This window comes from Nesterenkonia sp. PF2B19 (assembly GCF_001758425.2).
In the GTDB taxonomy this organism is placed as follows: domain Bacteria; phylum Actinomycetota; class Actinomycetes; order Actinomycetales; family Micrococcaceae; genus Nesterenkonia; species Nesterenkonia aethiopica.
Genome location: NZ_MDSS02000053.1, coordinates 1 through 24246 on the forward strand (window position 1 = coordinate 1; position 24246 = coordinate 24246).

At 69.9% G+C, this 24246-nt stretch carries 16 protein-coding genes, 2 pseudogenes and 1 riboswitch; of the genes and pseudogenes, 4 read left to right on the forward strand and 14 right to left on the reverse strand.

From position 1 onward, the window contains the following. Positions 1 to 114 precede the first annotated feature (114 nt). Complete coding sequence (locus tag BCY76_RS13470; RefSeq protein ID WP_085437807.1) at positions 115 to 1395, reverse strand: extracellular solute-binding protein; 1281 nt, start codon at positions 1393 to 1395, stop codon at positions 115 to 117. A 112-nt stretch (positions 1396 to 1507) separates the two neighbouring features. Continuing rightward, positions 1508 to 2407 carry a MurR/RpiR family transcriptional regulator gene (locus tag BCY76_RS13475; protein WP_083277568.1) on the reverse strand — a complete coding sequence of 300 codons (900 nt, stop codon included), beginning with the start codon at positions 2405 to 2407 and terminating at the stop codon, positions 1508 to 1510. A 251-nt stretch (positions 2408 to 2658) separates the two neighbouring features. On the opposite strand from BCY76_RS13475, the pseudogene bioB reads away from it, so the two are divergent. Continuing rightward, positions 2659 to 3905 (forward strand): annotated as a pseudogene (bioB, locus tag BCY76_RS13480) (biotin synthase BioB). An 11-nt stretch (positions 3906 to 3916) separates the two neighbouring features. Here bioB and BCY76_RS13485 read toward each other — a convergent pair. From BCY76_RS13485 to BCY76_RS13510, 6 genes and pseudogenes are all read right to left on the reverse strand, one after another. Then, a complete protein-coding gene (locus BCY76_RS13485) occupies positions 3917 to 7126 on the reverse strand; it encodes an ATP-binding cassette domain-containing protein (protein ID WP_237090161.1) in 3210 nt (1069 codons plus the stop codon). 330 nt (positions 7127 to 7456) lie between these two features. Then, positions 7457 to 8679 (reverse strand): annotated as a pseudogene (gene dusB, locus BCY76_RS13490) (tRNA dihydrouridine synthase DusB). A gap of 41 nt (positions 8680 to 8720) precedes the next feature. Continuing rightward, complete coding sequence (locus BCY76_RS13495) at positions 8721 to 9656, reverse strand: GNAT family N-acetyltransferase (RefSeq protein ID WP_070160695.1); 936 nt, start codon at positions 9654 to 9656, stop codon at positions 8721 to 8723. A 190-nt stretch (positions 9657 to 9846) separates the two neighbouring features. Continuing rightward, positions 9847 to 11229, reverse strand: coding sequence for a glycine--tRNA ligase (locus BCY76_RS13500; RefSeq protein ID WP_085437808.1), 1383 nt, complete (start codon positions 11227 to 11229; stop codon positions 9847 to 9849). Between the two features lie 217 nt (positions 11230 to 11446). Next, positions 11447 to 11878 (reverse strand): VOC family protein, encoded by a 432-nt coding sequence (locus tag BCY76_RS13505; protein WP_085437809.1) that lies wholly within the window; start codon positions 11876 to 11878, stop codon positions 11447 to 11449. 187 nt (positions 11879 to 12065) lie between these two features. After that, positions 12066 to 13040, reverse strand: a complete 975-nt coding sequence (locus BCY76_RS13510) for a DMT family transporter (protein ID WP_070160696.1) — start codon at positions 13038 to 13040, stop codon at positions 12066 to 12068. 95 nt (positions 13041 to 13135) lie between these two features. Between BCY76_RS13510 and BCY76_RS13515 the strand changes: the two genes are divergently transcribed. Next, positions 13136 to 13384, forward strand: coding sequence for an RNA-binding S4 domain-containing protein (locus tag BCY76_RS13515; RefSeq protein ID WP_070160709.1), 249 nt, complete (start codon positions 13136 to 13138; stop codon positions 13382 to 13384). Here the strand turns inward: BCY76_RS13515 and BCY76_RS13520 are convergent. Further along, complete coding sequence (locus BCY76_RS13520) at positions 13315 to 14130, reverse strand: alpha/beta hydrolase (protein WP_336582407.1); 816 nt, start codon at positions 14128 to 14130, stop codon at positions 13315 to 13317. The two genes, BCY76_RS13515 and BCY76_RS13520, sit on opposite strands and share 70 nt — an antisense overlap. A gap of 230 nt (positions 14131 to 14360) precedes the next feature. Here BCY76_RS13520 and BCY76_RS13525 point away from each other — a divergent pair, with 230 nt between their 5' ends. Beyond that, positions 14361 to 15197 (forward strand): SGNH/GDSL hydrolase family protein, encoded by an 837-nt coding sequence (locus BCY76_RS13525; RefSeq protein ID WP_237090162.1) that lies wholly within the window; start codon positions 14361 to 14363, stop codon positions 15195 to 15197. Between the two features lie 7 nt (positions 15198 to 15204). Here the strand turns inward: BCY76_RS13525 and BCY76_RS13530 are convergent, their stop codons facing one another. The 5 genes from BCY76_RS13530 to BCY76_RS13550 form a co-directional block, all read right to left on the reverse strand. After that, the gene (locus tag BCY76_RS13530; RefSeq protein WP_070160711.1) at positions 15205 to 16581 is read right to left on the reverse strand and encodes a uracil-xanthine permease family protein; all 1377 of its coding nucleotides are present in this window, start codon (positions 16579 to 16581) and stop codon (positions 15205 to 15207) included. A gap of 94 nt (positions 16582 to 16675) precedes the next feature. Next, on the reverse strand, positions 16676 to 17791 hold the full coding sequence (gene metX / locus BCY76_RS13535) for a homoserine O-acetyltransferase MetX (RefSeq protein ID WP_070160702.1): 1116 nt from the start codon (positions 17789 to 17791) through the stop codon (positions 16676 to 16678). Positions 17792 to 17891: 100 nt separating this feature from the next. After that, positions 17892 to 19280, reverse strand: coding sequence for an O-acetylhomoserine aminocarboxypropyltransferase/cysteine synthase family protein (locus BCY76_RS13540; protein WP_085437810.1), 1389 nt, complete (start codon positions 19278 to 19280; stop codon positions 17892 to 17894). Between the two features lie 135 nt (positions 19281 to 19415). Further along, a riboswitch (SAM riboswitch) is annotated at positions 19416 to 19532 on the reverse strand. Positions 19533 to 19761: 229 nt separating this feature from the next. Further along, positions 19762 to 22116: a right-handed parallel beta-helix repeat-containing protein gene (locus tag BCY76_RS13545; RefSeq protein WP_237090163.1), complete on the reverse strand. Its 2355-nt coding sequence runs from the start codon at positions 22114 to 22116 to the stop codon at positions 19762 to 19764. Between the two features lie 352 nt (positions 22117 to 22468). Next, positions 22469 to 23662 carry an acetyl-CoA C-acyltransferase gene (locus BCY76_RS13550; protein WP_085437812.1) on the reverse strand — a complete coding sequence of 398 codons (1194 nt, stop codon included), beginning with the start codon at positions 23660 to 23662 and terminating at the stop codon, positions 22469 to 22471. A 269-nt stretch (positions 23663 to 23931) separates the two neighbouring features. Between BCY76_RS13550 and BCY76_RS13555 the strand changes: the two genes are divergently transcribed. Then, positions 23932 to 24177 carry a M50 family metallopeptidase gene (locus BCY76_RS13555; protein ID WP_336582410.1) on the forward strand — a complete coding sequence of 82 codons (246 nt, stop codon included), beginning with the start codon at positions 23932 to 23934 and terminating at the stop codon, positions 24175 to 24177. Positions 24178 to 24246 lie beyond the last annotated feature (69 nt).

The window sequence follows — 24246 nt, forward strand, 5'->3', positions numbered from 1 at the left end:
GGGAACGCCGCGACGCCGCCCCATCGCCCCGGGGTCCCGTCCGGCCCCGCGCCCCTGGTGGGGATCCGCGGCGCGGGGCGGCGTCGGGGTGACAGGTGCGGTCATGGAGGCGGTCTACTCCTGGTTGAGCAGGTCGGTCATCTCCTCGGCGGCGGCCTCCATGGCCTCCGCCGCGTCCGCATTCCCGGCCAGGATGGACTGGATGGCCGCATTGGTGGTCTCCTGCGCCTGCACCGCGCCGAACCGCGGAGTCACCGGCAGGGTTCCTCCTCCCTCGACGAACTGGGTGGCGAAGGGGGCGACGAGCTCGTCCTCGGACTCCATGACGGCGTCGAGCAGGGAGACCTGTCCGGGGAAGTACCCGCTGGCCTCGCCCCACTGCTCGGCGAACTCTCCAGTGGTCATCATCTCGATGAACGTCCAGGCCAGGTCCTTGTCCTCGGCGGTTTCGAACATGGACAGGTGCGAACCGCCCAGGACGCTGTCGGCGATGCCGCCGTCGCGACCCGGGATCGGGGCGGCGGCGATGGCGCCCTCCAGGTCCGGTTCTTGCTCCAGGATGGTGGCCGGAGTCCAGGACCCCATCACGCCCATGACGGTCTCTCCGGCCACGAAGCTGTCGAGCAGGTCCACCTCGGTCCAGGTGGTCGCCCCTTCAGAGGAGAAGCCGTGCTCGGTCTGCAGGCCGGTGAGGAACTCGATCCCCTCGATCGACTCGGGGCTGTCCATGTGCGAGGTCCACTCCTCGCCCTCGAGGGTGGCGACCTCTCCGCCCGCACCCCAGATCCAGGGGTAGACGGTCATCTCCGCGTTCCCGGGCACCCCGAACGCGTTCATCTCGGGATGCTCCACCTGCACCGCCTCGGCCACCTCTACGACCTCCTCCCAGGTGGTGGGGGCCTCCAGGTCCAGCTCCTCGAAGATGTCCGCCCGGTAGAGGATCGAACGGACCCCCGCATACCAGGGCATGCCATGCAGCGAGTCCTCGTAGGTGCCGGCCTCCACCAGTCCTTCGACGAGGTCGTCTGCAAGCCCGGCGTCGGCCACGTAGTCGTCCAGCGGGGCCAGTGCGCCGGCGTCGGCGAACTCCGCGGTCCAGGTGGTGCCGGTCTCGGCGACGTCGGGCGTGGTCCCGCCGGCGATCGAGGTGACGAATCGGTCGTGGGCGTCGGCCCACTGCACGAACTCGACGTTGAGCTCGGCTCCGGTCTCCTCCTCGAAGGCCTCGGAGACCTCCTCGAAGAAGGACTCGGCGTCCGGGTTTGTCCCCTGCATGATCCAGACGTCGAGGCTTCCGGCGGTCTCACCGTCTCCCTCCGCGTCTCCCCCGCCGCAGGCGGAGACGGCGACCACCGACGTCCCCAGCACGGCGGCCATCACTGTTCGCGCACGCATAGCAGCTCCATCATCAGGTGTGACACCGGCCACATCGCCGGTTCGGAAACTATAACCACGTCCACGGAGCTGAATGCAATGTCTTTTCACCCGCGATCGGCCATCAGTCTGGTCACGATCGGATCGGGCGCCCGCGCGGGGCCGGATCCCTGTGTCCGCGCACCACCTCGAAGGTCCGCTCCAGCCGTTCGCGCCCGGCGTCGTAGTCGCCCTGCAGGAGCCGGACCACCAGGAAGTCCACGACGGCCAGCTGTGCGCTGCGGCTGGACATGGCCCCCGCGCGGAATGCGGACTCCCGCACGGTGGTGGCCAGGACATGCTCGGCGGCCTCCGCCACCGAGGACGCCGGAGCATTGGTGACCGCCACCGTCGTCGCGCCCCGCTCGCCTGCGGCGCGGATCATCTCCACCGTCTCGTGGGTCTGGCCCGCATGGGAGAAGCCGATGACGACGTCGCCCGGCTCGCACTGGACGGCGAAGGCCAGCCCCAGATGCACATCCTCGAATGACCAGACCGGCCGCCCCAGTCGCTGCAGCTTCATCTGCAGGTCTCGAGCCGCCAGTCCGCTGGCCCCGACGCCGCACACGATGATGCGCGGCGCACCCCGCAGCACGTCGACGACCCGGTCCAGCACGACGGTGTCGAGATGGCGGGCCGTCTCCTCGACGGCGCGCGCCTCCTGATAGGCGACCTTGGTGACGACGTCGGCTGCGGAGTCGTCGTCGCGGATCTCGATGTCGTCCACGCGGAACAGGTCCCGCGCTGCCTCGTCACGACTGACCGACGAGGCCACCGCCAGCCGGAACTCCGGATACCCGCCGAACCCCACGGACCGGCAGAAGCGGGCGACGGTGGCCGCCGACGTGCCGCAGTGCCGACCCAGCTGCGTGATGGTGGACCCGATCACGATCTGCGGCTCGGCGATGACGGCCTCCGCGATCCGCCGTTCGGTCTTCGAGAGCCCCGGCACGCTGCGCCGCAGCTGCACGAACAGATCTTCTCCCGCCATCATCCGCCTCCTTCGGCCTGCCCCTGCGCCCCACCGGGCCTGAAAGTCATTCTCGCGATGTGACCAGCCTCAGTAAACTCTTCACGCACCGGCGGCTGAGCTGGACCGAGGGCCTGCCCCCTCACCAGCCGCCCGGCCGCTCCTTCACGCTCTGTCACGCTCCGCGATGCGACATCTCCTGCAACAGGCGGTCCCCCATGGTCTACACTGCACGTGCGCCAGGTTTTGAACAGTGTTCAAATGACAGGAGAGCCATGCCGCACACCACCTCAGCCCCCACCGACCCGCTGCCGCAGGAGCAGTGCGCAGCGGCATACCCAGAGCTCCTCGCCGAGCGCCTCCTCGACGGAGGCCGCCTCACCGACCACGAGTGCCTGGAGCTGCTCCGCACTCCCGACGACGCCACCTTCCGCCTGGTGGCCGCCGCCTCTCGACTCCGCCGGCAGCACTTCGGCGCCACGGTGAAGGTCAACTACCTGGTCAGCCTCAAGACGGGCCTGTGCCCCGAGGACTGCACCTACTGCTCCCAGCGGCTCGGCACCGGTGCGGAGATCCTCAAGTACACGTGGCTCAAGCCCGAGGAGGCCGTGGCCCAGGCCTCACACGGAATCGCCGCCGGCGCACGCCGCGTGTGCCTGGTGGCCTCCGGCACCGGACCCACCGATCGGGACGTCGACAGAGTGGGCAGCATCGTCACTCGGTTGAAGTCCGACCACCCCGACGTCGAGGTGTGTGCCTGTCTGGGCCTGCTCAAGGAAGGGCAGGCCGAGCGACTGGGCAGCTGCGGCGTCGACGCTACAACCACAATCTCAACACCGCCCGCTCGCACTACCCGGAGATCTGCAGCACCCACGGCTACGACGACCGGGTGGAGACCGTCGGCCGCGCCGTCGACGCCGGCCTCTCCCCCTGCTCGGGGCTGATCGTCGGCATGGGCGAGAGCGACGAGCAGCTCGTCGAGGCGCTGGCCGCACTGCGGGACCTCGACGCGGACTCCGTGCCGGTGAACTTCCTCATGCCCTTCGACGGCACGCCGCTGGAAGGCCGGTGGGAGCTGACCCCGCTGGCCTGCCTGAGAATCCTCGCCGTCGCCCGCATGATATGCCCGGACAAGGAGATCCGGATCGCCGCCGGCCGCGAGATGCACCTGCGCAGCCTGCAGCCCCTCGCCCTGGAGGTGGCGAACTCCCTGTTCCTGGGCGACTACCTCACCTCCGAGGGCCAGGGCGCCGCCGACGACCTGACGATGATCCGCGACGCCGGGTTCACCGTGATCGGCGCCGACGGCTCCCCGGCCTCCACAGCATCCCCGGCCTCCCCTGCCGCTGACCGCTCGACGGCACCTGCTCCGCGAGCCGAGACGGCACGTCCTGCCACCTCACCGCCGCCGACCCCGTCAGCAGCCCCGACCGACTCCGCAACGGCACCTGCTCCGGCACCCGCTGCGACACCCGCGATCCGCCGCCGTGGCGCCGGCACCGATGTGGCGCCCAACGCCTGAACCGGCGCGCCTCAGCCGGCCAGGTGCGACCATCTGCCGCTGAGCTGACGCCACGGGCCGACGGCAGCGACCCGACCGGCCTCGAGGATCACCACGCGATCCGCCCGAGCCAGCGCCGCGCGCTTGGAGGTGGAACCGATCACCGTAACGCCCTTGTCCCGCAGCGCCTGCCACAACTCGATCTCCGTGGACGCGTCGAGGGCGCTGGAGACATCGTCCGCGAGCAGCAGCTCGGAGCCGGTGGCCAGGGCACGCGCGGTCGCCAGGCGCTGCACCTGACCGCCGGACAGGCGCACGCCGCGGTGCCCGACGGCGGCGTGCAGGCCTCCGGCCTCGGCGATGTCCTGCTCCATCTGCGCAATGCGGATGGCCTCGCCAGCCTCCCGCTCACGATCGAGCCGGATGTTCTCCTCGAACGTCCCGGAGAGCACCCGGGGCATCTGGGCGACGTAGGCCACGCGACGGGGCCGCAGGAAGGTGTCCGAGGTGACCTCTGCTCCGTTCCAGAGGATCCTCCCGCGGTGCGGCACCAGGCCCGCCAGGCTCCGCAGCAGGCTGGACTTGCCCGAACCGATGCCCCCGAGGATGAGGATCAGCTCGCCGCGGGCGACGGTGAGGTCCACCTGCTCCACCCCGATGACGCCGTCCGAGTGGACCGCGGAGAATCCCTCCAGGCTGAGGCTGCGGAGCTCGTCCTGCTGCTCCGGACCAGGAGCCGGGGCGTCTCCGGTCAGCTCGTCGACCCCGTCCACCCGGCGGAAGATGCTCTCCCCGCCGGCCAGCCGCTGGGTGGCCACCTGCCAGGCACGAGCCCCCGGCGCCTTGGTCACCACAGACCCGGCGCAGAGGCCGTACCAGGTGAAGCCCATCACGCTGCCGGAGGCGAGCACCGTGGTGGCCAGCCCCCAGGCGCCGATGAAGTACATGGCCCAGGAGACGGTCACCCCGACGGCGATCACCAGCCCGGGCACGCCGTCCAGGAGGGCCTGGATGCGGTGCTCCCTGACCTGGGCGTCCACCCGTCGGCGGTCCACGGTGTTCAGGTGCTGGTGCACCGGCCCGGTGGCCGCGGAGAGCTTCACGGTCCGTGCGGCGTCGAGCGCCGAGACCAGCACTCGGCCGAACTCCACGCGCGCGTCGGCGGCGCGCGTGGCAGAGCGTCCGGCCGCAGGTCTGCCGGCCCAGGAGGCCGCCGCAGAGAGGATCAGCACACTGGCAAGCACCGCCCCCACCACCCAGGTGCCCGAGAGCAGGACGGAGAGCAGCACGATCAGCACCGCATTGCAGAGATCCGCCCAACGGTCCGCGTAGTCCTGGATGCGGTCGCCGTCCATGGCGCGGGCCACGACCTCACCCGGCGGCGTGGTCTCCAGCCGGGGCTCACCGAGCTGACCGTCCAGGACCCGCGTCCGATGCCGGGACAGACAGGAGACCCACCAGCGGGGGTAGAGATTCACGCCCAGGGCGAAGACTCCCGGCATGATCAGCACGGAGGCTCCCGCCAGAAGGATCACCAGTCCCCACACCTCGTGATGACCCGAGGCCAAGGAGTCCGCGATGCGCCCCCACAGCCAGTTGGTGACCAGCCCCTGCGGGGAGAACAGGGCGATGAGCAGGAACATGGACAGGCCGACCAGTCCCCACCGCGGCAGGTGGCCGAAGGCGGCGAGCACGGCACGGGTCAGGCTCGGCCCGTCCCCGATGTCAGACGTCGTCGGCACATCGGTCCTCCGACGCGTGCCCCCGATGGCCACCGGACCGGTGGCCTCGTCGGAGGCTCCGGACGAGGTGTCGGTGAGGACATCACCGGGATCGTCATCCATGTAGCCCTGGTGTTCCCTCGAGGCCGCCAGCAGCACTCGGAACGGTCCCCGCGCGGCAGCGAGCTCACCGTAGGCTCCCTGCTGGATGACTCGACCGTGATCGAGGACGGCCACACGGTCCGCCCGGGCGACAGTGGTGAGCCGGTGCGCGATGAGCAGCCCGGTGCGCCCGGCCAGCAGCCGGTCCGAGGCGCGGATGACTCGGCGCTCGGTGAGTGGGTCCATCCGGGCCGTGGCCTCGTCGAGGATCACCACGGACACCTCGCGGACCAACAGCCGAGCGAAGGCCACCAGCTGCTCCTCCCCGGCGGAGAGCGTGACCCCGCCCGCACCCATGCGGGTGTCCAGCCCATCAGGCAGTCGCGCCACCCAATCCGTGAGGCCCAGCTCCTCCACGGCTGCCTGGACCCGCTCCCGGGGGATCGGGGCGAAGAGGGTGATGTTCTCCTCCAACGTGCCGGAGAGCAGCTCGGTGCGCTGCGTGACCACGCCGACCCCGCGGCGCAGCTGCTGAAGATCGATGTCTCTGACGTCGGTGCCGCCGAGGAACACCGTCCCCTGCGGGGGCTCGGTGGCGCGGGTGACGAGCGAGGCCAGCGTGGACTTCCCCGAGCCGGTGCGTCCCACCAGCGCCAAGGTCTCTCCGTCGTCGACGCTCAGCGAGACGTCCTGCAGGGCGAAGGACCCCTCTGTGTAGGAGAAGTGCAGGCCGCGGAACTCCAGGGCGTGGGTCGCCGGGAGCGCGGCGCCGCCGTCGGGCTCGGGCTCGACCTGCATCATCTGCTTCACGCGGGTGATCGCGCCGAGCCCCTCCTGCAGCTGGGGCAGCTGATTGATGAGCTCGCCGACACGTCCGATCAGCAGCGTGGTGGCCATCACCAGGGTGATCAGTTGGGGCAGCGCCATCCCGCCGGTGATGACCAGCGCGACGCCTGTCACGAGCAGACCGGCGAACATCGCCTGCAGGACCGTCTGCGAGCGCAGGATCAGGTCGGCCTCCTTGACGACCATGTGCCGGAAGGTGCGGTGGATCCCCGCGGCCAGGCCGGCGACGCGCCGCATGCCGAAGGCCTGACCGCCGCTGGTGCGCAGGTCGTCACGGGCCGCCACGACCTCCTCGAAGGCGGCGGCGTGGTCAGTCCAGGCCCTTTCGTTGATGACTTTGCGCTGCGCGATGATCGCGAAGAGCGGGCGGACCATCAGCAGGGTGGCGGCCACGAGCACCGGCATGATGATCCAGGCCGGCCACCACATCACCCCCGCGACGACCCACAGCGGAACGGCGCCGAGGACGGTGGCCATCATGCCCCACCACTGCTCCCGCATGAGGGTGTTGATGGCGTTGGTGTCGTCGTCGATGCGGTCGAGCACCTCCCCCACAGCCTGCTCGCTGAGCACGCTGAGCGGCTGGGCGAAGGCGGCCGCGAGCTCGACGCAGCTTCCCGGCCGCGCGGTCGATGACCTGGGCCCAGGCGACCTGCGCGCTGACCTGCACGGCCGCCGCCCCGACGATCAGGCGCCGAGCAGCACCACCCCGTCGAAGGTGGGATTCTCGCGAGCCGGCCGGAGACGATTGTGGCGAGGGACTGTGCGACCATCGCGACGGCGAGCACGGCCACCGCCAGCACGCTGAGCGGGCTGGCGAGCCTCCTCCAGGAGATCCGGCGCGAGGGTGGGACAGGACGCAGAACGGGCACCTGCGACATCCTAGTGGCCCGCACGGACGACTCATCCGCCGGAGGTGTCGACCTCCGCGGCAGCGATCATCTCACGCTGGGCCTCGTTGAGCTCCTGGGAGGCCAGCCAGTCCTCCGGCAGGTGGACCTTCTTCGGCGAGCCGGCCCGGCCGCGGGGCCCCTCGCGTCGGCACCGGGGTACCCGATGCTCTGGTCGAGCTGGCCGAGCAGGTCCTCCAGCTGGGTCAGGGATTCGACGGTGACCAGCTGGGAGCGCAGCGCCCCGCCGATCGGATAGCCCTTGAAGTACCAGGCCACGTGTTTGCGGATGTCCTGCATGGCCTTGCGCTCGTCACCGTCGAAGTACGGGATGAGCATCTGGGCGTGCCGCAGCAGGGTGGAGATCACCATGGGCAGATCCGGACGGTGCCGGTCCTCCCGGCCCTCGAAGGCGGCCTGCAGGTCACCGAAGAGCCACGGCCTGCCCTGGCAGCCCCGGCCGACGACGACGCCGTCGACGCCGGTCTGCTCGACCATGCGCACCGCGTCCTCGGCGGACCAGATGTCGCCGTTGCCCAGCACCGGGATGTCCGGCAGGGACTCGCGCAGGGCGGCGATCGCGGACCAGTCGGCCTGGCCTGAGTAGTGCTGGCGCGCGGTGCGACCGTGGAGCGCGACGGCGGCGACGCCCGCGTCGCGCGCGACCTTCCCGGCTTCGATGAAGGTGAGGTGGTCCTCGTCGATGCCTTTGCGCATCTTCACCGTCACCGGGATGCCGCGCCGCCCGGCCTCCCGCACGGCAGTGGCGACGATCGACTCGAAGAGCCGGATCTTCCAGGGCAGGGCCGAGCCGCCGCCCTTGCGGGTGACCTTGGGCACCGGGCAGCCGAAGTTGAGGTCGATGTGGTCGGCGCGGTCCTCCTCCACCAGCATGCGCACCGCATGTCCGGTGGTCACCGGGTCCACGGAGTAGAGCTGCATCGAGCGGGGGATCTCGTCCGGCTCGTGCTTGATGATCCGCATCGACTCGGGCCGCCGTTCGACCAGCGCACGCGCGGTGACCATCTCATTGACGTAGAGCCCGCCGCCATGTTCACGGCAGAGCCGACGGAAGGCCGTGTTGGTGATCCCTGCCATGGGGGCCAGCACCACCGGGGTCTCCACGGTGATGGGGCCCAGGTGCAGCGGCGGCAGGAGGGCACGTCGGTCGCCCGACCCAGCCGGGGTCGGGCCGTCAGGGAGCGGCTGCTCCTCGGGAAGGGTCTGTGCGGTCATGGCATCCGGGTGTGCTCGGCGGAGGCGGGGCCTCCGGGCGGTCAGCGGGCGTAGATGAAGGCTTCGAAGTCGATCTCGGCGTCGCCGGAGGCGATCAGCTCGTCGGTGACGGTCTTCAGCGGGGCCATGGAGTCGTCCACCTCCAGCTCCACCGGGTGGCGGGCGGCCAACAGGGCCAGCAGGGACCGGACGTGCCGCTCCGCCTCGGCGGCGTCGAGCTCCGGGTTCCAGCCGACCAGGACGTCGGCGGGGTCCTCGGTGCGGGCCGGGGTGTAGCTGACGGCGAAGGCGAGGACGGCGCCGTCGCCGCCCTCGGAGACGTCCCGCAGGGCCACTGCGCCCGTGGCGCCGGTGGCGTCGCCGAGGAGCAGCTGCTGGGCCTTGCCCACGGTCATCTCCGCGCGGTCCCAGTCGTGGACGGCGTTGTAGTAGTCGGCCACCAAACGGCTCAGCTCCACCGACCCGGTGGCGATCTCCTGGAGATCCAGGCCGGTTCCCTCCAGGTCCGGAAGCCGAAGGGCGCCCGGCTGGACGATCACTCGGCGGGTGGTCTGGATCTTGGTGAAGCCGTTGTCCTTGAGGAAGCACTGGGCGGCGGAACGCTTGGCGCAGCGGGCCTTCAGACCGGTGGCGCTGCAGTTGCTGGCCTCGGCCTCCAGGATCGCCAGCATCTCTGCGGCCACCCCGCGGCGGCGGTGGTCCGGGGCGACCTCCGCGTAGAAGGACAGCCGGTCCGGGTGCAGCGAGGAGCGCAGGATGGTGGCCGCGGCCACGGGCACCCCCTGGTCCTCGGCGACGATGCACCGTGACCAGGGATCGTTGGAGGAGGGCCGCAGCAGCGCGCGGTCCTGGTGGTGCATCGCGTTCTCCGGGTCGCCCCAGACCTCAAGCAGGGCGAGGTCGTCGCCCTCGGCCCAGGGCCGGACGGTCAGGCCGGACTCGAGGGCGAGCCGGTCTGTGTCTTCGGTGGTGCTCATCGCCTGTCCTTCGGAAGCGTCCGTCTGCGCGGTGGCGCAGGGTTGATCAGCCACGCGAGTCTAGTCCTGCCGCCGTGGCACGGCAAACGAGCGACGCCCGGCCCCGTGCCGCAGGGTCAGGGACCCTGGGCCGGTGCCGGGCGTCTGTCCCGGGCATCTGTGCCGGGCGTCGCGCTCGACGTCGTGGTGCTCAGCCGAGGAGGCGGCCGGCCAGGTAGGTCTGCACCTGGTCCAGGCTGACGCGCTCCTGGGTCATCTCGTCCCGGTCACGGATGGTGACTGCCTGGTCCTCGAGGCTGTCGAAGTCGAAGGTGATGCAGAACGGGGTGCCGATCTCGTCCTGACGGCGGTACCGGCGACCGATCGCACCGGCCTCGTCGTAGTCGACGTTCCAGTTCCGGCGCAGCTCATCGGCCAGCCGCTGGGCGGGCTCAGCCAGCTCCGGCTTCTTGGACAGGGGCAGCACCGCCGCCTTCACCGGGGCGAGCCGCGGGTGGAGCTTCAGCACGGTGCGGGTGTCCACGCCGCCCTTCGCGTTGGGGGCCTCCTCCTCGTGGTAGGAGTCCACCAGGAAGGCCATCATCGCGCGGGTCAGGCCGAAGGACGGCTCGATGACGTACGGGGTGTAGTGCTCCTCGGTCTTCGGGTCGAAGTACTGCAGCTTCTCGCCGGAGGCCTCGATGTGGGAGCTGAGGTCATAATCCGTGCGGTTGGCGATGCCCATCAGCTCGCCCCACTCGGAGCCCTGGAAGCCGAAGCGGTACTCCAGGTCGATGGTGGCCGCGGAATAGTGGGCCCGCTCGTCCTCGGGGACGTCGAACTTGCGCAGGTTCTCCGGGTTCAGGCCCAGGTCCACGAACCAGTCGTAGCAGGCCTCCACCCAGTGGTCGAACCACTGGCCGGCCTCGTCCGGGTGCGTGAAGTACTCGATCTCCATCTGCTCGAACTCGCGGGTCCGGAAGATGAAGTTGCCGGGGGTGATCTCGTTGCGGAAGGCCTTGCCAACCTGGCCGATGCCGAAGGGCGGCTTCTTCCGGGCGGAGGTCATCACGTTGGAGAAGTTCACGAAGATGCCCTGGGCGGTCTCGGGCCGCATGTAGTGCAGGCCCTCCTCGTTGTCGACCGGACCCAGGAAGGTCTTCATCAGGCCTGAGAACTGCTGCGGCTCGGTCCACTTGCCGGGCTGGCCGGTCTCCGGGTCCTTGATGTCGGCCAGACCGTTGGCCGGCGGGTGACCGTGCTTGGCCTCATAGGCCTCCAACAGGTGGTCGGCACGGTACCGCTTGTGGGTGTGCAGCGACTCCACCAGCGGGTCGGTGAAGGTCTTCACGTGCCCGGAGGCGTGCCAGACGGCCTGCGGGAGGATGATGGCGGAGTCCAGGCCGACCATGTCGCCGCGGCCACGCACGAAGGTCTGCCACCACTCGGCCTTGATGTTCTCCTTCAGCTCCGTGCCCAGGGGACCGTAGTCCCAGGCCGACCGTGATCCCCCGTAGATCTCACCGGACTGGAAGACGAAGCCGCGACGCTTCGCCAGGGTGATCACATGGTCGAGGGCAGTCTTGGGGGCCATAGGGCGGTACACCTCAGGTCGGGAGGGGACGGGACAGACGGGGGAAAGCTTACCGCGCCGGAGCGCGCGCCGCCGATTCACCCGGCAACACGTCCGTCTCCGTCTCTGCGTCTGTCCCCCTCGGGACTCCGAGGGGGACAGACGCAGACGACGGGGACGGACGACGGTGGGGCGGACGGTGCAGGCTAGGCTCCGTGGTCAGGGTTGCGCGGGGACCTCAGTCGAAGACGACGGCGCCGTCGTCGGCCACCCGCCAGCCAGGGTTGTAGGCGATCTCCCAGATCACTCCGACCGGGTCCTGGACATAGGCGTGCAGCATGCCCGGCACCGCGGCCGGCTGAGGGTGCTTCAGCACCGTGCCTCCGGCACGTTCCAGGCGTTCGACCGTGCGGTGGACGGCATCGGCGTCGTGGACGTTGTGGGCCAGGGTGAAGCCTCCGGGGGTGCTGTGGTCCTGGCCGTCCCCGATGTCCTCGCTGAGACTGTCGCCGTCGAAGAGCCCGAGGACCTGCCCGGGCGCCACCTGGTAGAACTGGATCTCCCCGGCCGCCTCGAAGATCGGCCGCCAGCCCAGCCCGCCCACGTAGAAGCGGCGCGCGGCCGCCAGATCCCGCGTGGCGACGGTGATGATGTGGATGCCCTGCTCCATCGTGACCTCCCCCGGTGCTCTGCGCTGCCCGTCGTCCGATGCGACCCCTCGGGCCCGTCTGACCAGGGGCGCAGGAATGACTGCGGAATGGCGAGTCTACGTCCGGAGTCAGGGCCAGGTCAGCGGCCGCCGCCCGTCAGCCGCCCCGGGGCCCAGCACCGGGCACAGCACCGGGCAGAGGATCGGCTCAGCGGGTGCGGCGGATGTCCGGCAGGGAGGCGATCACGACGGCGGCCAGGGTCAGCAGCGTGCCGAGCACCGTGGAGAGGGTGACCACGCTTCCCGGGGCGGGGACGAGGAGGTCGAGCAGCAACGAGCCGATCAGCTGACCGGCGATCATCCCCATGGCGGCCAGCAGCACACCCACCCGGGTGACCAGCACGGCCCCGAGCCCGATGAACACGCAGCCCAGCGGCCCGCCGAGGTAGTACCAGGGAGCGGTGGGCAGCGTCTCCCCCACCCCGCTGACCAGCACCTTCACCAGGTAGGCCAGCAGGAGCACTGCCGTTCCGGCCACGAAGTTGATGAGCGTGGCGGGGATCGGGCTGCCGTAGGCCGCCGACTGGCGTCCGTTGAGAGCCTGTTGGGCGCTGTTGGTGAAGCCGGCGGTCAGCGGGAAGATCACCAGGAGCAGCCAGGACCAGGACCCGGAACGGCCTCCCAGCTGCGGTGAGACCGTCCACAGCACTGCCAGCACGGTGAGGAGCGCGCCCAGCACCCGGACGGTGTTGAGCCGCTTCCGCCCCGCCGGGCCCAGGCCGATGCGGTCCCACAGCAGCCCGCCGAGGGTCTGCCCGGTCACCACGGCCACGGTGAAGACCGCGACCCCGATGAGCCCGATGGTCAGCGACTGGGAGAGCACGAAGTAGCCGCCGATGCAGCCGGCCAGCAGGTACCACCAGCGGACCTCACCGCGCCGGAGGGCTGGCCGGACCTGTCCCAGAGTGCGGCGTCCGGTGGGCGTGAGATATGCGATCACCAGCATCAGGAGCAGGCCGGTGCCGAAGGACAGCAGCGCGGCGAGGAACGGGTCGTCGACCTCTGCGGCCAGCTCCGAGTTGATGCGGCCCTGGCTGGGGATCGCCGCCCCGGCGACGAGGGCGGTGAGCAGGAACCCGAACCATGCGGCGGAGGACTGCCGCGACTGACCGACTGCGCTCATGGGCAACACTGTAGACCCGCCTGGCCGCTTTCTGCGCCGCGGCGTCAGGAGCGGTCAGCTCGCCACGGCCGCATCCCGTGGGAGACACTGACACCATGAACGCAGATGACGTGCAGCAGGTCCCGATCCGTGACGAGTCCATCCGCCTGGGGCAGCTGCTGAAGCTCGCCGGCGTGGTCGAGCACGGGGTGATGGCCCGTGAGGTGATCGACGCCGGCGCGGTGACCGTGGACGATGAGGTCGAGACCCGCCGCGGTCGGCAGGTGCGCCGAGGTCAGGTGGTGCGGCTCGACGGCGAGGAGCTGGGGCTTCCCAGCGCCGTCATCTCTCCCGCAGCGGAGTGAAGTGAGCGCAGAGTGAGGTAGGTGCAGAGTGAGTGTGGGCGGGCGCCGTCGAGATGATCCTCAGGCGCGTCCGGCCGAACGCCGAGGCCGCAGCACCATGTAGGTGAGGAACTCGCCCACATGGGCGATCTCCTGGGGCACCACACCGTGGCCGGCGCGGCGTAGAGCACCTTGGTCAGGTCCACCGACGAGTTCGCCCAACGGTGGGTGTAGTCGATGTGCTCCTCGGGAATGATCGGGTCGTCCTGGTCCCGGCCCCAGAAGAACGGCACCCGACGGGTGGCGAGCGCGGCGTCGTCGAACCAGTCCTGCATCTCCGGGCTCTCCCCGGGGTCGACGGCGAATCCGGAGAGCCCGACGACGGCGGCGAACTCCTCGGGCCGAGCGCGCAGCAAGGAGGTGGCCATCGCCATCCCCATGGAGAAGCCGAGCAGCGTCACCGAGGTGTGCTGGTCCTTCACCGAGGCGATCCAGGACCACAGGTCCTCGACGGCGTCGCGCGCCGCGGCCGAGGAGTAGGCCAGCCGTTCAGGGTCGAGGTCGAACCAGGTGTAGCCGCCGTGACCCATGGGCACCGGGGCGCGCAGGGAGGCGTAGGTGAACTCCTCGGGCAGGCTGGGCACCAGACCGAACAGGTCATGCTCGTGGGATCCGTAGCCGTGCAGCATCACCACCAGCGGGGTGCCTTCGCGGTCCTGCGGCTCGCGGGACCACACGACGACGGGCTCGGGCTGGGTGGGACTCATGCGGGGCTGCTCCTCGTACGCGACGTCGATGACCGCCTGTTCTGCTGGACGGCCGGACCATCTTCTCATTCCGGTCCCTTCGGCTGGTGCAACCGGGCTGATGTCCGCCTCAGGGAGGATGGAACCGACCGGTAACCTCAGGCACAATAAGACGTGTGGACCGATCAGCCGAGAGACCAGACGAGCAACCAGACCACCAGCACCCCGGCCCCGGCCAGGACGCTGGTGTGGTGACCACTCCGACACACCCCTGGACGCGCTACGTGGCCCTGGGGGACTCCTTCACCGAGGGCATCGGCGATCCCGACGAGTCTCGGCCCGGGTACCACCGCGGCTGGGCCGACCGGGTGGCCGAGGAGCTGGCTGCCGGAGCGGACCCTTCCCCGGGCGGGAAGCGCTTCGCCTATGCGAACCTGGCGGTCCGGGGGAAGCTGATCGGACAGATCCGTGACGATCAGATCGCCCCAGCCCTGGACCTGCAGCCGGATCTGATCACCCTGTGCGCGGGTGGCAATGACGTCATCCGTCCCGGCGGCGATCCGGACGAGACCGCTCGGATCCTCGACACGATGGTCCAGATCCTCTCCACCACGGGTGCCACGGTGGTGCTGTTCAATGGCCCCGACGTGCGTGAGACCCCTGTGGTGGGGTCGATCCGCGGGAAGGTCGCCATCTACAACGAGAACATCCGCACCGTCGCCGCCCGGCACGACGCCCTGGTGGCGGACATGTGGTCCCTGCGGCAGTTGGCGCACCCTCAGATGTGGGACGAGGACCGCCTGCACTTCTCCCCACTGGGGCACCACACCATCGCCGCGATGGTGCTGGACACCCTCAATGTGGAACACGACCTCGAACCCCTGGAACCGCGGCCGGTGCCGGAGCGCACCTGGCGGGAGGCTCGGGCCGACGATGTCGTCTGGGCCCGCCACCACCTGTTCCCCTGGGTGGTGCGCCGACTGCGCGGACGCTCCTCCGGGGACGGGGTCACGGCGAAGCGGCCGTCCTTCGAGCCGCTGTTCGGCGGCTCGATGCCTCCCGGCAGCGGCGCCGCCGAGGAGGAGTGAGTGACCATTACGCCGGCGCCTGCGAACTCTGATCGTCATGATCCGCGCTTCGGCGCTGACGGCGTCCGGGCAGCACAGCGTTGAGAATGACGGCGGCAAGCATCGCGGGGACGATGCCCGAGGTCAGCAGCAACGCCACGTCTGCTGGGAACGCTGCAACAGCCTCCTCCGGGGCGAAGGAGAGCCCGACCCCGAGCCCGAGCGATAGCGCGACGATCAGCAGAGATCGCCGATCGATCATCTCGGGGGCCATCACCTGAATCCCTGCCGAGGCCACCATCGAGAACATCACGAGCACCGATCCTCCGAGAACCGCATACGGCACGGTGTTGAACACTGCCGCGACTTTGGGCACGAAGCCCGCCAGCACGAGCAGCCCGCCTGCCAAGGCCACGACGTACCGGCTGACGACGCCGCTCAGTGCGATGATCCCGGTGTTCTGACTGAACGTGGTGTTCGGCATCGCTCCGAGGACTGCGCCGAGAGATGTGCCGACGCCGTCAGCCATCACCCCACCGCTCAGCTCCCTGGCTCGTGGGGAACGTCCCAGCCCGGTACGTGCCACAGCGGTCAGGTCCCCGATCGACTCGACGGAGCTGGCCAGCGCCAGCACAGTAATCGCGATGATCGCGGCACCGGTGAAGTCGAGCCCGAAGTGCATAGGGGCAGGGGCGAATAACCACCTGGCCTCTGTCACGGGGGCCAGGCTCACCATGCCGAACACTGCAGCTGCGGCATAGCCGCTGAGGAGTCCGATCAGGACGGCGGCGACCGAGACCAGGCCTCTGCCGAATTGGTGACAGACCACGCTCACCACGATCACGAGTGCGGCGACACCGAAGTGGTGCAGCGCCCCGAAGTCCCCGGCGGCACGTGCGGCCGCACCCCCAGCGGAATAGTCGATGGCCGTGGGCATCAGCTTGAGCCCGATGATCAGGATGATGATCCCACACACCAGAGGCGGAAAAAGAGGGGTGAGCCAGCGTAAGGACATGCCGAAGACCACCTGGACCAACCCGGCGATGAACGCCCCGCCGAAGACCGCCGCGATCCCGAACTGCTCAGCTATGGGGATGGCCACGACCAAGAACGCAAAGCTCGTCCCCTGCATCACTGGCAGCCGGGACCCCACGGGCCCAACCCCGAGGGTCTGCAGAAGCGTCGTCGCACCCGAGACGATCATCGCCAGCTGGACCAACAGAGTGACTTCGCCTGCTGCCATACCGATCGCGGTGGCGACGATCAGGGGCGGTGCGGCGTTCCCCACGAACATCGCTAGAAAGTGCTGAACCGCCAGCGGCACAGCCCGCCGAAGAGGAGGCATCTCATGGACCGCGTCGTCTCTCTGAGGTGCTTCCGTCTGCCACACGGTCTCTGCGCTCATGACGTTCACGCTAAGCAGGCCATGTCACCGTGGTGTTACTCCATGGTTGCTGTCATGCGAAGAACGCTCCGCGCGGGCACGGCGCTCCGCGCCATCACAGCCTCAGGGTGTCTCGCATCTGGTCCGCGAGCTGCTCCGGGCTGGTGAGGAAGCCGTCGTGCCCGATGGGTGAGGAGATCATGTGGACCTCGTGCTCGCCGGGCAGCAGCGCCGCCAGCTCATGGGACTGTTCGGGCAGGTACAGCCGGTCTGACTCCACGGCGGCGATGAACGGCGTGGCGGTGACGCGGGACAGCGCCTCGGCGACGCTCCCGCGCCCGCGGCCGACGTCGTGGCTCATCAGAGCCTCGGTCAGCACGATATAGGCGTTCGGGTCGAAGCGGTCCACCAGTTTGCGGGCCTGATGGTCCAAGTAGGACTCCACCTGGTAGCGGCCCCGACGTCGGGCGCTCCAGCCGAAGGGGTCCTCCTCCCCCTGGGGCTGACGACCGAACCGCACCTCAAGTTCGTGCTCGGTGCGATAGGTGATGTGCGCGATCCGGCGGGCCAGACCCAGCCCCTCCTCCGGGACGGGTCCGCCGTAGTAGTCCCCGCCGGCGAAGTGCGGGTCGTTCTCGATGGCCTTGATCTGTGCCTGCCCGAAGGCGATCTGCTCGGCGGTGGCGGCCGCGCCGCAGGCGAAGACCGCCACTGAGTCCACTCGGTCCGGGAAGGTGGCCGCCCACTCCAGCGCCCGGGCACCGCCCATGGAGCCGCCGATCACCGTGTGGAACCGCCGGATCCCCAGCTGATCGGCCAGCCGTGCCTCCAGGCGGACGGCGTCGCGGACGGTGGTGAAGGGGAACCGGGAGCCCCAGGGCCGCCCCTCCGGATCCGGAGAGGCGGGCCCGGTGGAGCCGTAGCACCCGCCGACCATGGCCGGGGCGACCACGAACCACTCGTCGGTGTCGATCGGTCGTCCCGGCCCCAGCAGGCCCTCCCACCAGCCCGGGGCCGGGTCGGCCTCGGTGGTGGCGACGTGGGTGTCTCCGGTCAGGGCGTGCGCGACCAGGATCGCGTTGTCGCCCGCCGCGTTGAGCGTGCCCCAGGTCTCGTAGGCCAGCTGCACGTCCGGCAGCTCACCTCCGGCCTCGAAGGTGTAGGCCCCGACGTCGACGACGGCGAGCGCGCCGTCGGGACGGAGGGTCGAGGTCAGCACCTGGGCGGTCATCGGGGTCGGAGCTCCTGCGTCGTTCATAGTGTGGACAGGCCTGCCGGGACGGGATGAACCGGCGGATACGGACGGGCCTCATCGGCCTCTCAGGCTAGCCTCAGGCCACCGGCTGCGGCTCGGGAGCCGCTGCCTTCTCACTCTGCGGACCGGTGGCCGCGGTCGTGATCGCCTTCTCCAGCCCCTGCTCGAGGTCGGCGATGATGTCCTCGATGTGCTCCAGGCCCACCGACAGGCGCACCAGGCCGGGCACGACGCCGGCGGCGCGCTGCTCGTCCTCGGTGAGCTGGCGGTGGGTGGTGGAGGCCGGATGGATGGCCAGGGAGCGGACGTCGCCCACGTTGGCCACCAACGAGTGGAGCTCGAGGGAGTCCACCACGGCCTGGCCGGCGGGCGCACCGCCGTCGACCTCGAAGGCGAGCACCGCTCCCACGCCCTTCGGCAGGTACCGCTGGGCCTGCTCGTACCAGGGGCTGGAGGCCAGGCCCGGGTAGGAGACCCGCTTCACGGCCGGGTGCGCCTCCAGGAACTCGGCGACCTTCTGGGCGTTCTCCACGTGGCGCTCGATCCTCAGGCTCAGAGTCTCCAGGCCGAGGTTGATCTCGAAGGCGTTGTGCGGAGACAGCGCCGGGCCGAGGTCGCGCAGCAGCTGCACGCGGGCCTTGAGCACGTAGGACAGGTTCACTCCGAAGACGCCGTCGGCGCCCAGGTCCCGGCCGAAGACGAGGCCGTGGTAGCTCTCATCCGGGGTGTTGAAGCCGGGGAAGCGCTCCGGGTAGGCGGTGTAGTCGAAGTTCCCCGAGTCCACGATCACGCCGGCGATCGCCGTGCCGTGGCCGCCCAGGAACTTGGTGGCGGAGTGGATGACGACGTCGGCGCCGTGCTCGATCGGCCGGATCAGGTACGGCGTGGTCAGGGTGTTGTCCACGATCAGCGGGGCGCCGTGCTCGTGGGCCACGGCGGAGACCGCCTCCAGGTCCAGGACGTCTCCGCGCGGGTTGGCCACGACCTCACCGAAGAAGGCCGCGGTGTTCTCGCGGATGGCGGCCCGCCAGGACTCGGTGTCGTCCGGGTCCTCCACGAAGGTGACCTCAATGCCGAACTTCGTCAGCGTGTGCTTGAAGAGGTTCTGGGTGCCGCCGTACAGCGACGGGGAGGCGACGATGTGGCCGCCCGCCTCGACGACGTTGAGCAGCGCCAACGAGGCCGCCGCCTGGCCGGAGCCGACGGCGAGGGCACCGACGCCTCCTTCGAGCGCGGCGATCTTGTCCTCCACGGCCTGCACCGTGGGGTTGCCGATGCGGGTGTAGATCGGGGCGACCTCTTCCAGCCCGAACCGCTTGCCGGCGGCCTCGGTGCTGGGGAAGACGAAGGAGGTGGTCTGCTGGATGGGCAGGGCCCGGGCGCCGGTCACCGGATCCGGGGCGACGCCGGCGTGGATCTGCTGGGTCTCGAACCGAGGGGTCTGCGTGTGCTCGGTGGTCGTCATGGGAGGTGTCTCCGTTCAATGCGGTCGTGTCGACAGGACCGTCGGAGACACTCCAGGCGTGACGCCCGAAGCTGTTGCCCGTGTGGCGGCCCTGTCGTCGAGGACATGGGTTTGTGGGCCGCACTGTGGTGTGATGGCCCGCGCTTGCCCCACCGCATGGGCGGCAGGGCCTGGTCGTCACCCGGGGCACCCCACCGCGAACTGGAGGGTTGCCGGCCAGCAAACCGGGGTTTGACGCTGGCACTCTTGACCTGCCTCACAGTCTGCCCTGATCTGCGGGATCTGGGCAAGTCTGTGTCCTCAGGTGTCGGACCCCGGGAGCCCAGGAGACCGGGAGCCCAGGAGTCGCACGGACGCGGCACCGCCGCCGACCGCTCCGGTCGGCGCCGCAGCCGCTTGCGCCCCGAGTTGATTCTGGAACCCCGCTGATCTTTGCGGGGTTCCAGAATCTTCTCGGGGCGGGGTGGACTCACACCTCCGCTCAGTCGCGTCCTCCTGGATGACCCGCAGGCTCCACCGCGCCGACATGCCCACCGTCGATCCCACCACCGGTGAGGAACGAATGGAACGTGGGTCGGGCGAAGTCGCCGTGGACCAGTGCCCCGTCCTCGTCGCGCGCGTGAGAGACCGGCGGCGTGGCGGAGACCAGGTCGCGTTGCACCACGAGCCGCTGCCCGTCGGAGGTCTGTGAGCGGCTGCCGTCGTAGAGGACGTTGCTGGCGTCGACGTCGCCGGAGACCTGGTCCGCCCGGTCATGGCTGTCCGTGTGCGCCGAGAGGTTGTTGCGGAAGACGCCCTGCTCCTCGGGCTCGAAATACGGATTGGTGCGGAAGATGTAGTTGTACCGGGCGTTGTCCACCGCCGTGTTGTTGGTCAGCTCGAGCCGGCCCGGGTTGAAGTTGTCGGAGAAGCCGTCCAGGTTATTGGCGTAGGCCAGGTTCCCGGCGAGCACGTGGTCCACCGGCAGGCCCTCGCCGCCGACCTTGAATCCGGTGCCCACGCCGGACCCGGCGTTGTAGCCGTCGGAGAGCTGCCCGTTGTGGTGGGCGATGTTGTCCTCCAAGGTGATCGGGAAGTTGGGGCCCTCGTTGGTCCGGTTGTAGAGGTCCCAGCCGTCGTCGATGTTGTAGTGGGCCACATTGCCGCGGAAGACGTTGCCGGGGCCGACGCCGAGCTTGGCAGCGAAGCCGTCGGCATTGATGTCGGCCGGGTCGCGATTGTCGTGGGCCTCAGAGTTCACGATCAGGTTCTCGGCGGGCCAGTCCTCCGGGTCGCCGGAACCGGTGAGCTGGAAGCCGGAGTTGCCGTTATGGCTGAAGACCATCGAGTCGACGACGTTGTGCGAGCCTGAGGAGCGCAGCCCGTTGCCGGCGGAGCGGGTGAGCTCCATGTCCGAGATGACCCAATGGTCAGCGTCCAAGCGGATGATCTGCTGCAGGGCGGACCGACCGTCGAGCGTGACCTCCGCATCCTCTGCGGCGGTGAGCGTCTTCGGCTCCTCGGCCGTGCCGGAGTAGGCCGGGGACAGCGAGATGGTGCTCTCCGGCTCATAGTCGCCCTCGAGCAGCTGGACCTCCTGGCCCGGCAGCACGTGGGTGACCGCCGTGTGCACATCGAGCGGGCTCTCCTCGGTGCCGTCCCCCTCGGGGGTTCCCTCAGGCGAGACCACCAGCGGGGCGTCGTCGCGAAACTCGCGCACGGTGACATCGACGCCGCGGGTGATCGGGCTCAGGTCCGGCCCGTCGGCCGGGTGGTAGGTGGCGCTGATGGTGCTCGCCCCCTCGGGCAGCTCCAGCTGCGCGGTGAACTCCTCCTCCGCGGTGATGGGCTCACCGGCCAGGACTGTCTCCCCGTCGACGGCGACGTCGACGGTGCCCGGGTAGCTGGCGGATGCGGCGAAGGAATAGTCGGTGCTGCCGGAATGTTCGGGGGCACGCAGGTCGAAGGCGACCGGGGTGACCGGTTCGGGCTGCTCGGGGCGGGGCTGGGTGTCGGCATCGCTGAGGGTCAGGGAGGCGTCGGAGAAGGTCACCGCCACGTTGCGGGAGGCGAAGAAGCCCACGGTCATCAGGTCCGGCTCGATGTCCTGGACCCAGTCCGCGCCCTCGAGCTCGTGGGTGTGGGGCTCCGGCTCATCCAGATGCGTATAGGTGGTGGACATGAGGAAGGCGTCGTCGGTGCGTTCCAGGCGCATGGTGACCGGCTCGTCGATCATCAGTCCGTGCCGTCCGAGGTCCGTGGCGCTGCGCTCCGAGCCCACCGTCCCCCACGGCTCGGTGACGCCGGTGCGTGTCATCCCCACCGACCCATGACGCAACATGGTGGTGGAGGCGTAGTTCGAGGCCGCCGGGACCTCTTCGAAGCCCTCGAGCATGGGGTCCTGGCGGGGTCCGCCGTTGAGATCGCGGACCATCAGCCCCGCGCCCTCCTGACCGTTCGGGTTCGCCCCGGTCTCGGGACCGAGCTGGTGGACGGTCACCTCCGCCTCGAGGACGAAGTTGTGCTCGTTCGGGTCGAGCGTCACATGGTAGAAGGTCAGGCCGTCGTGGCCCGGGGCGAGCTTACCGCCGCGACTCTCCATGAAGATCTCGCCCTCGATCGTGCCGGGCTCATCAGGCACAGCATGATTCACGCCGACCTTCTCCGGCAGCACGTTGGAGGAGAAGTCCAGGTCGGTGGACTGGCCGAAGGTGATCTCCTGCCATTCGAGCTCCTCCGCCTGGACGTCTGGCTCCGGAGCGGACTCCTGCTCGGCGTCGGCCCAGGCCGACGGCGGGGCCAGCAGCGCGCCGACCAGCGCCAGGGCGACGGCCGTCGTCGCTCCGCGGGAGCTCACGGCGGGGCCTCTTCTTCTGCGGACGGTGGGTCGCTCGGGTGCGGCGGACTCGGACATCTGATCTCCCCCTCAGGCAGTGGACAGCGCTGTCCCGACCAACCTAGAGGTGATCATCGTGACAGAGAAGGAGATTCGACGCTGAGTGCATTGCCAAGGAGGAATCGTCCGATACGCTCCTCGACCTGACGCGCCACAGCGTCATCGTCCACCACTGGCGCCCCGACATGATTCTGGAACCCCGCTGACCTTCGCGAGGTTCCAGAATCATGTCGGGGCAAAACGGTCAGGCCTGCGACTCAGACCCTCCTGCCCAGACCCGCAGGATCAGACCCGCAGGATCAGACCCGCAGGATCAGACCCGCAGGATCAGACCCGCAGGATCAGCGTCACCCTGACCGCCGCCGCCGCAGAGGCCGGCCGCGCCGACTCCGCCTCCGCGGCGTCCCAGCTCCAGCGCCAGGTGCAGCAGCAGCCGCGCACCGGACATCCCCACCGGGTGTCCCAGGGCGATGGCCCCACCGTTGACGTTGAGCTTCTCCTCCCCGATCCCTAGCTGCCGCGCCGAGGCCACCCCGACGGCGGCGAAGGCTTCGTTGATCTCCACCAGGTCCAGCTCGGCGGGCTCGACGCCCTCCTTGGCGCAGGCCGCTGCGATGGCGTTGGCCGGCTGCAGCTGCAGGGAGGAGTCCGGACCGGCGACCATGCCGTGGGCGCCGATCTCGGCGATCCACTCCAGCCCGAGCTCCTGGGCCTTCTCCTTGGCCATGACCACCAGGGCGGCTGCACCGTCGGAGATCTGTGAGGCCGAGCCGGCGGTGATGGTGCCGTCCTGGGCGAAGGCGGGACGCAGCTTGCCCAGCGATTCGGCGGTGGTCTCGGGCCGGATGCCCTCGTCCGCGTCGACCACCAGCGGCTCCCCGCGACGCTGCGGCACCTCCACCGGGACGATCTCCGCGGCGAAGAGGCCGTTCTCCTGGGCGGCGGCGGCGCGCTGGTGCGAGGCGGCGGCCACCCGGTCCTGCTCCTCCCGGGAGACCTCGGCCTCGCCGGTGTTGCAGGACTCGGTCAGCGCCCCCATCGCCTGAGAGGTGGCCTGGTCGTAGAGCGCGTCATAGGCCATGGAGTCGACCAGTGCGGTGTCACCGTATTTCGTCCCGGTCCGGGAGCCGGGCAGCAGGTGCGGCGCGTTGGACATCGACTCCATCCCGCCGGCGACGACGATCTCGCACTCCCCGGCGCGGATGAGCTGGTCGGCGGTGGCCACAGCATTGAGGCCGGACAGGCACACCTTGTTCAGGGTGATCGACGGCACCGAGGCGGGGATCCCGGCCCCGATCGAGGCGGTGCGTGCAGGGTTCTGCCCGGCGCCGGCCTGGATCACCTGACCCATGACCACATAGTCGACCGCGTCACCGGAGACCCCGGCACGCTCCAGGGCGCCGGAGATGGCGACCGCGCCGAGCTCCGCGGCCGACAGCGACGACAGCCCTCCCAGCAGCCGCCCCATGGGCGTGCGGGCACCGGCGACGATGACAGTTCCAGACATGACTCTCCTCTGCTGCAGTGATGGTCGCATCCTGTCCGGGAGCCGGACGACGCCGCGGCCGCACCGCAGAGGACGCCGTCGTCCCGTCAGACGTCCAGCCAGAGTATCGCGGTGAGCAGCGTCACGTCAGACGTCGGCGACGCCGACCGCGCGCTGTCAGCTCGCATCCGGACGGAGACGGCACACTGTCCGTCATGATCGTCTCCGAGACCGCCCCCTCCGCGGGTGCTACAGCGTCGCCCCCGCCTGCAACCTCCCTGGCGCCGCACATGTCGACACTCGCGGACTGGCCCGCCCAGCTCTGGGACCGGGTCGCCGCCGCCCAGGATCCCGTGAGCTGGCAGGTGTCCCTACTGCTGGCCGCCGTCGTGCTGGCCGTGATCTGGAGCCCGGGCGGGTACCGCCTGGTGCGGCACCTGGTGACGCTGGTGCATGAGGCGGGCCACGCCGTCGTCGCGGCCCTGCGGGCCGGCGACTGCAGGGAGTGCGCCTCCATGCTGACACCTCCGGTCTGACGGTCTCCCGGGGACGGCCGGACGGCCCGGCATGATCGCCACGCTGGTGCGCGGGCTACCCGGCCCCGG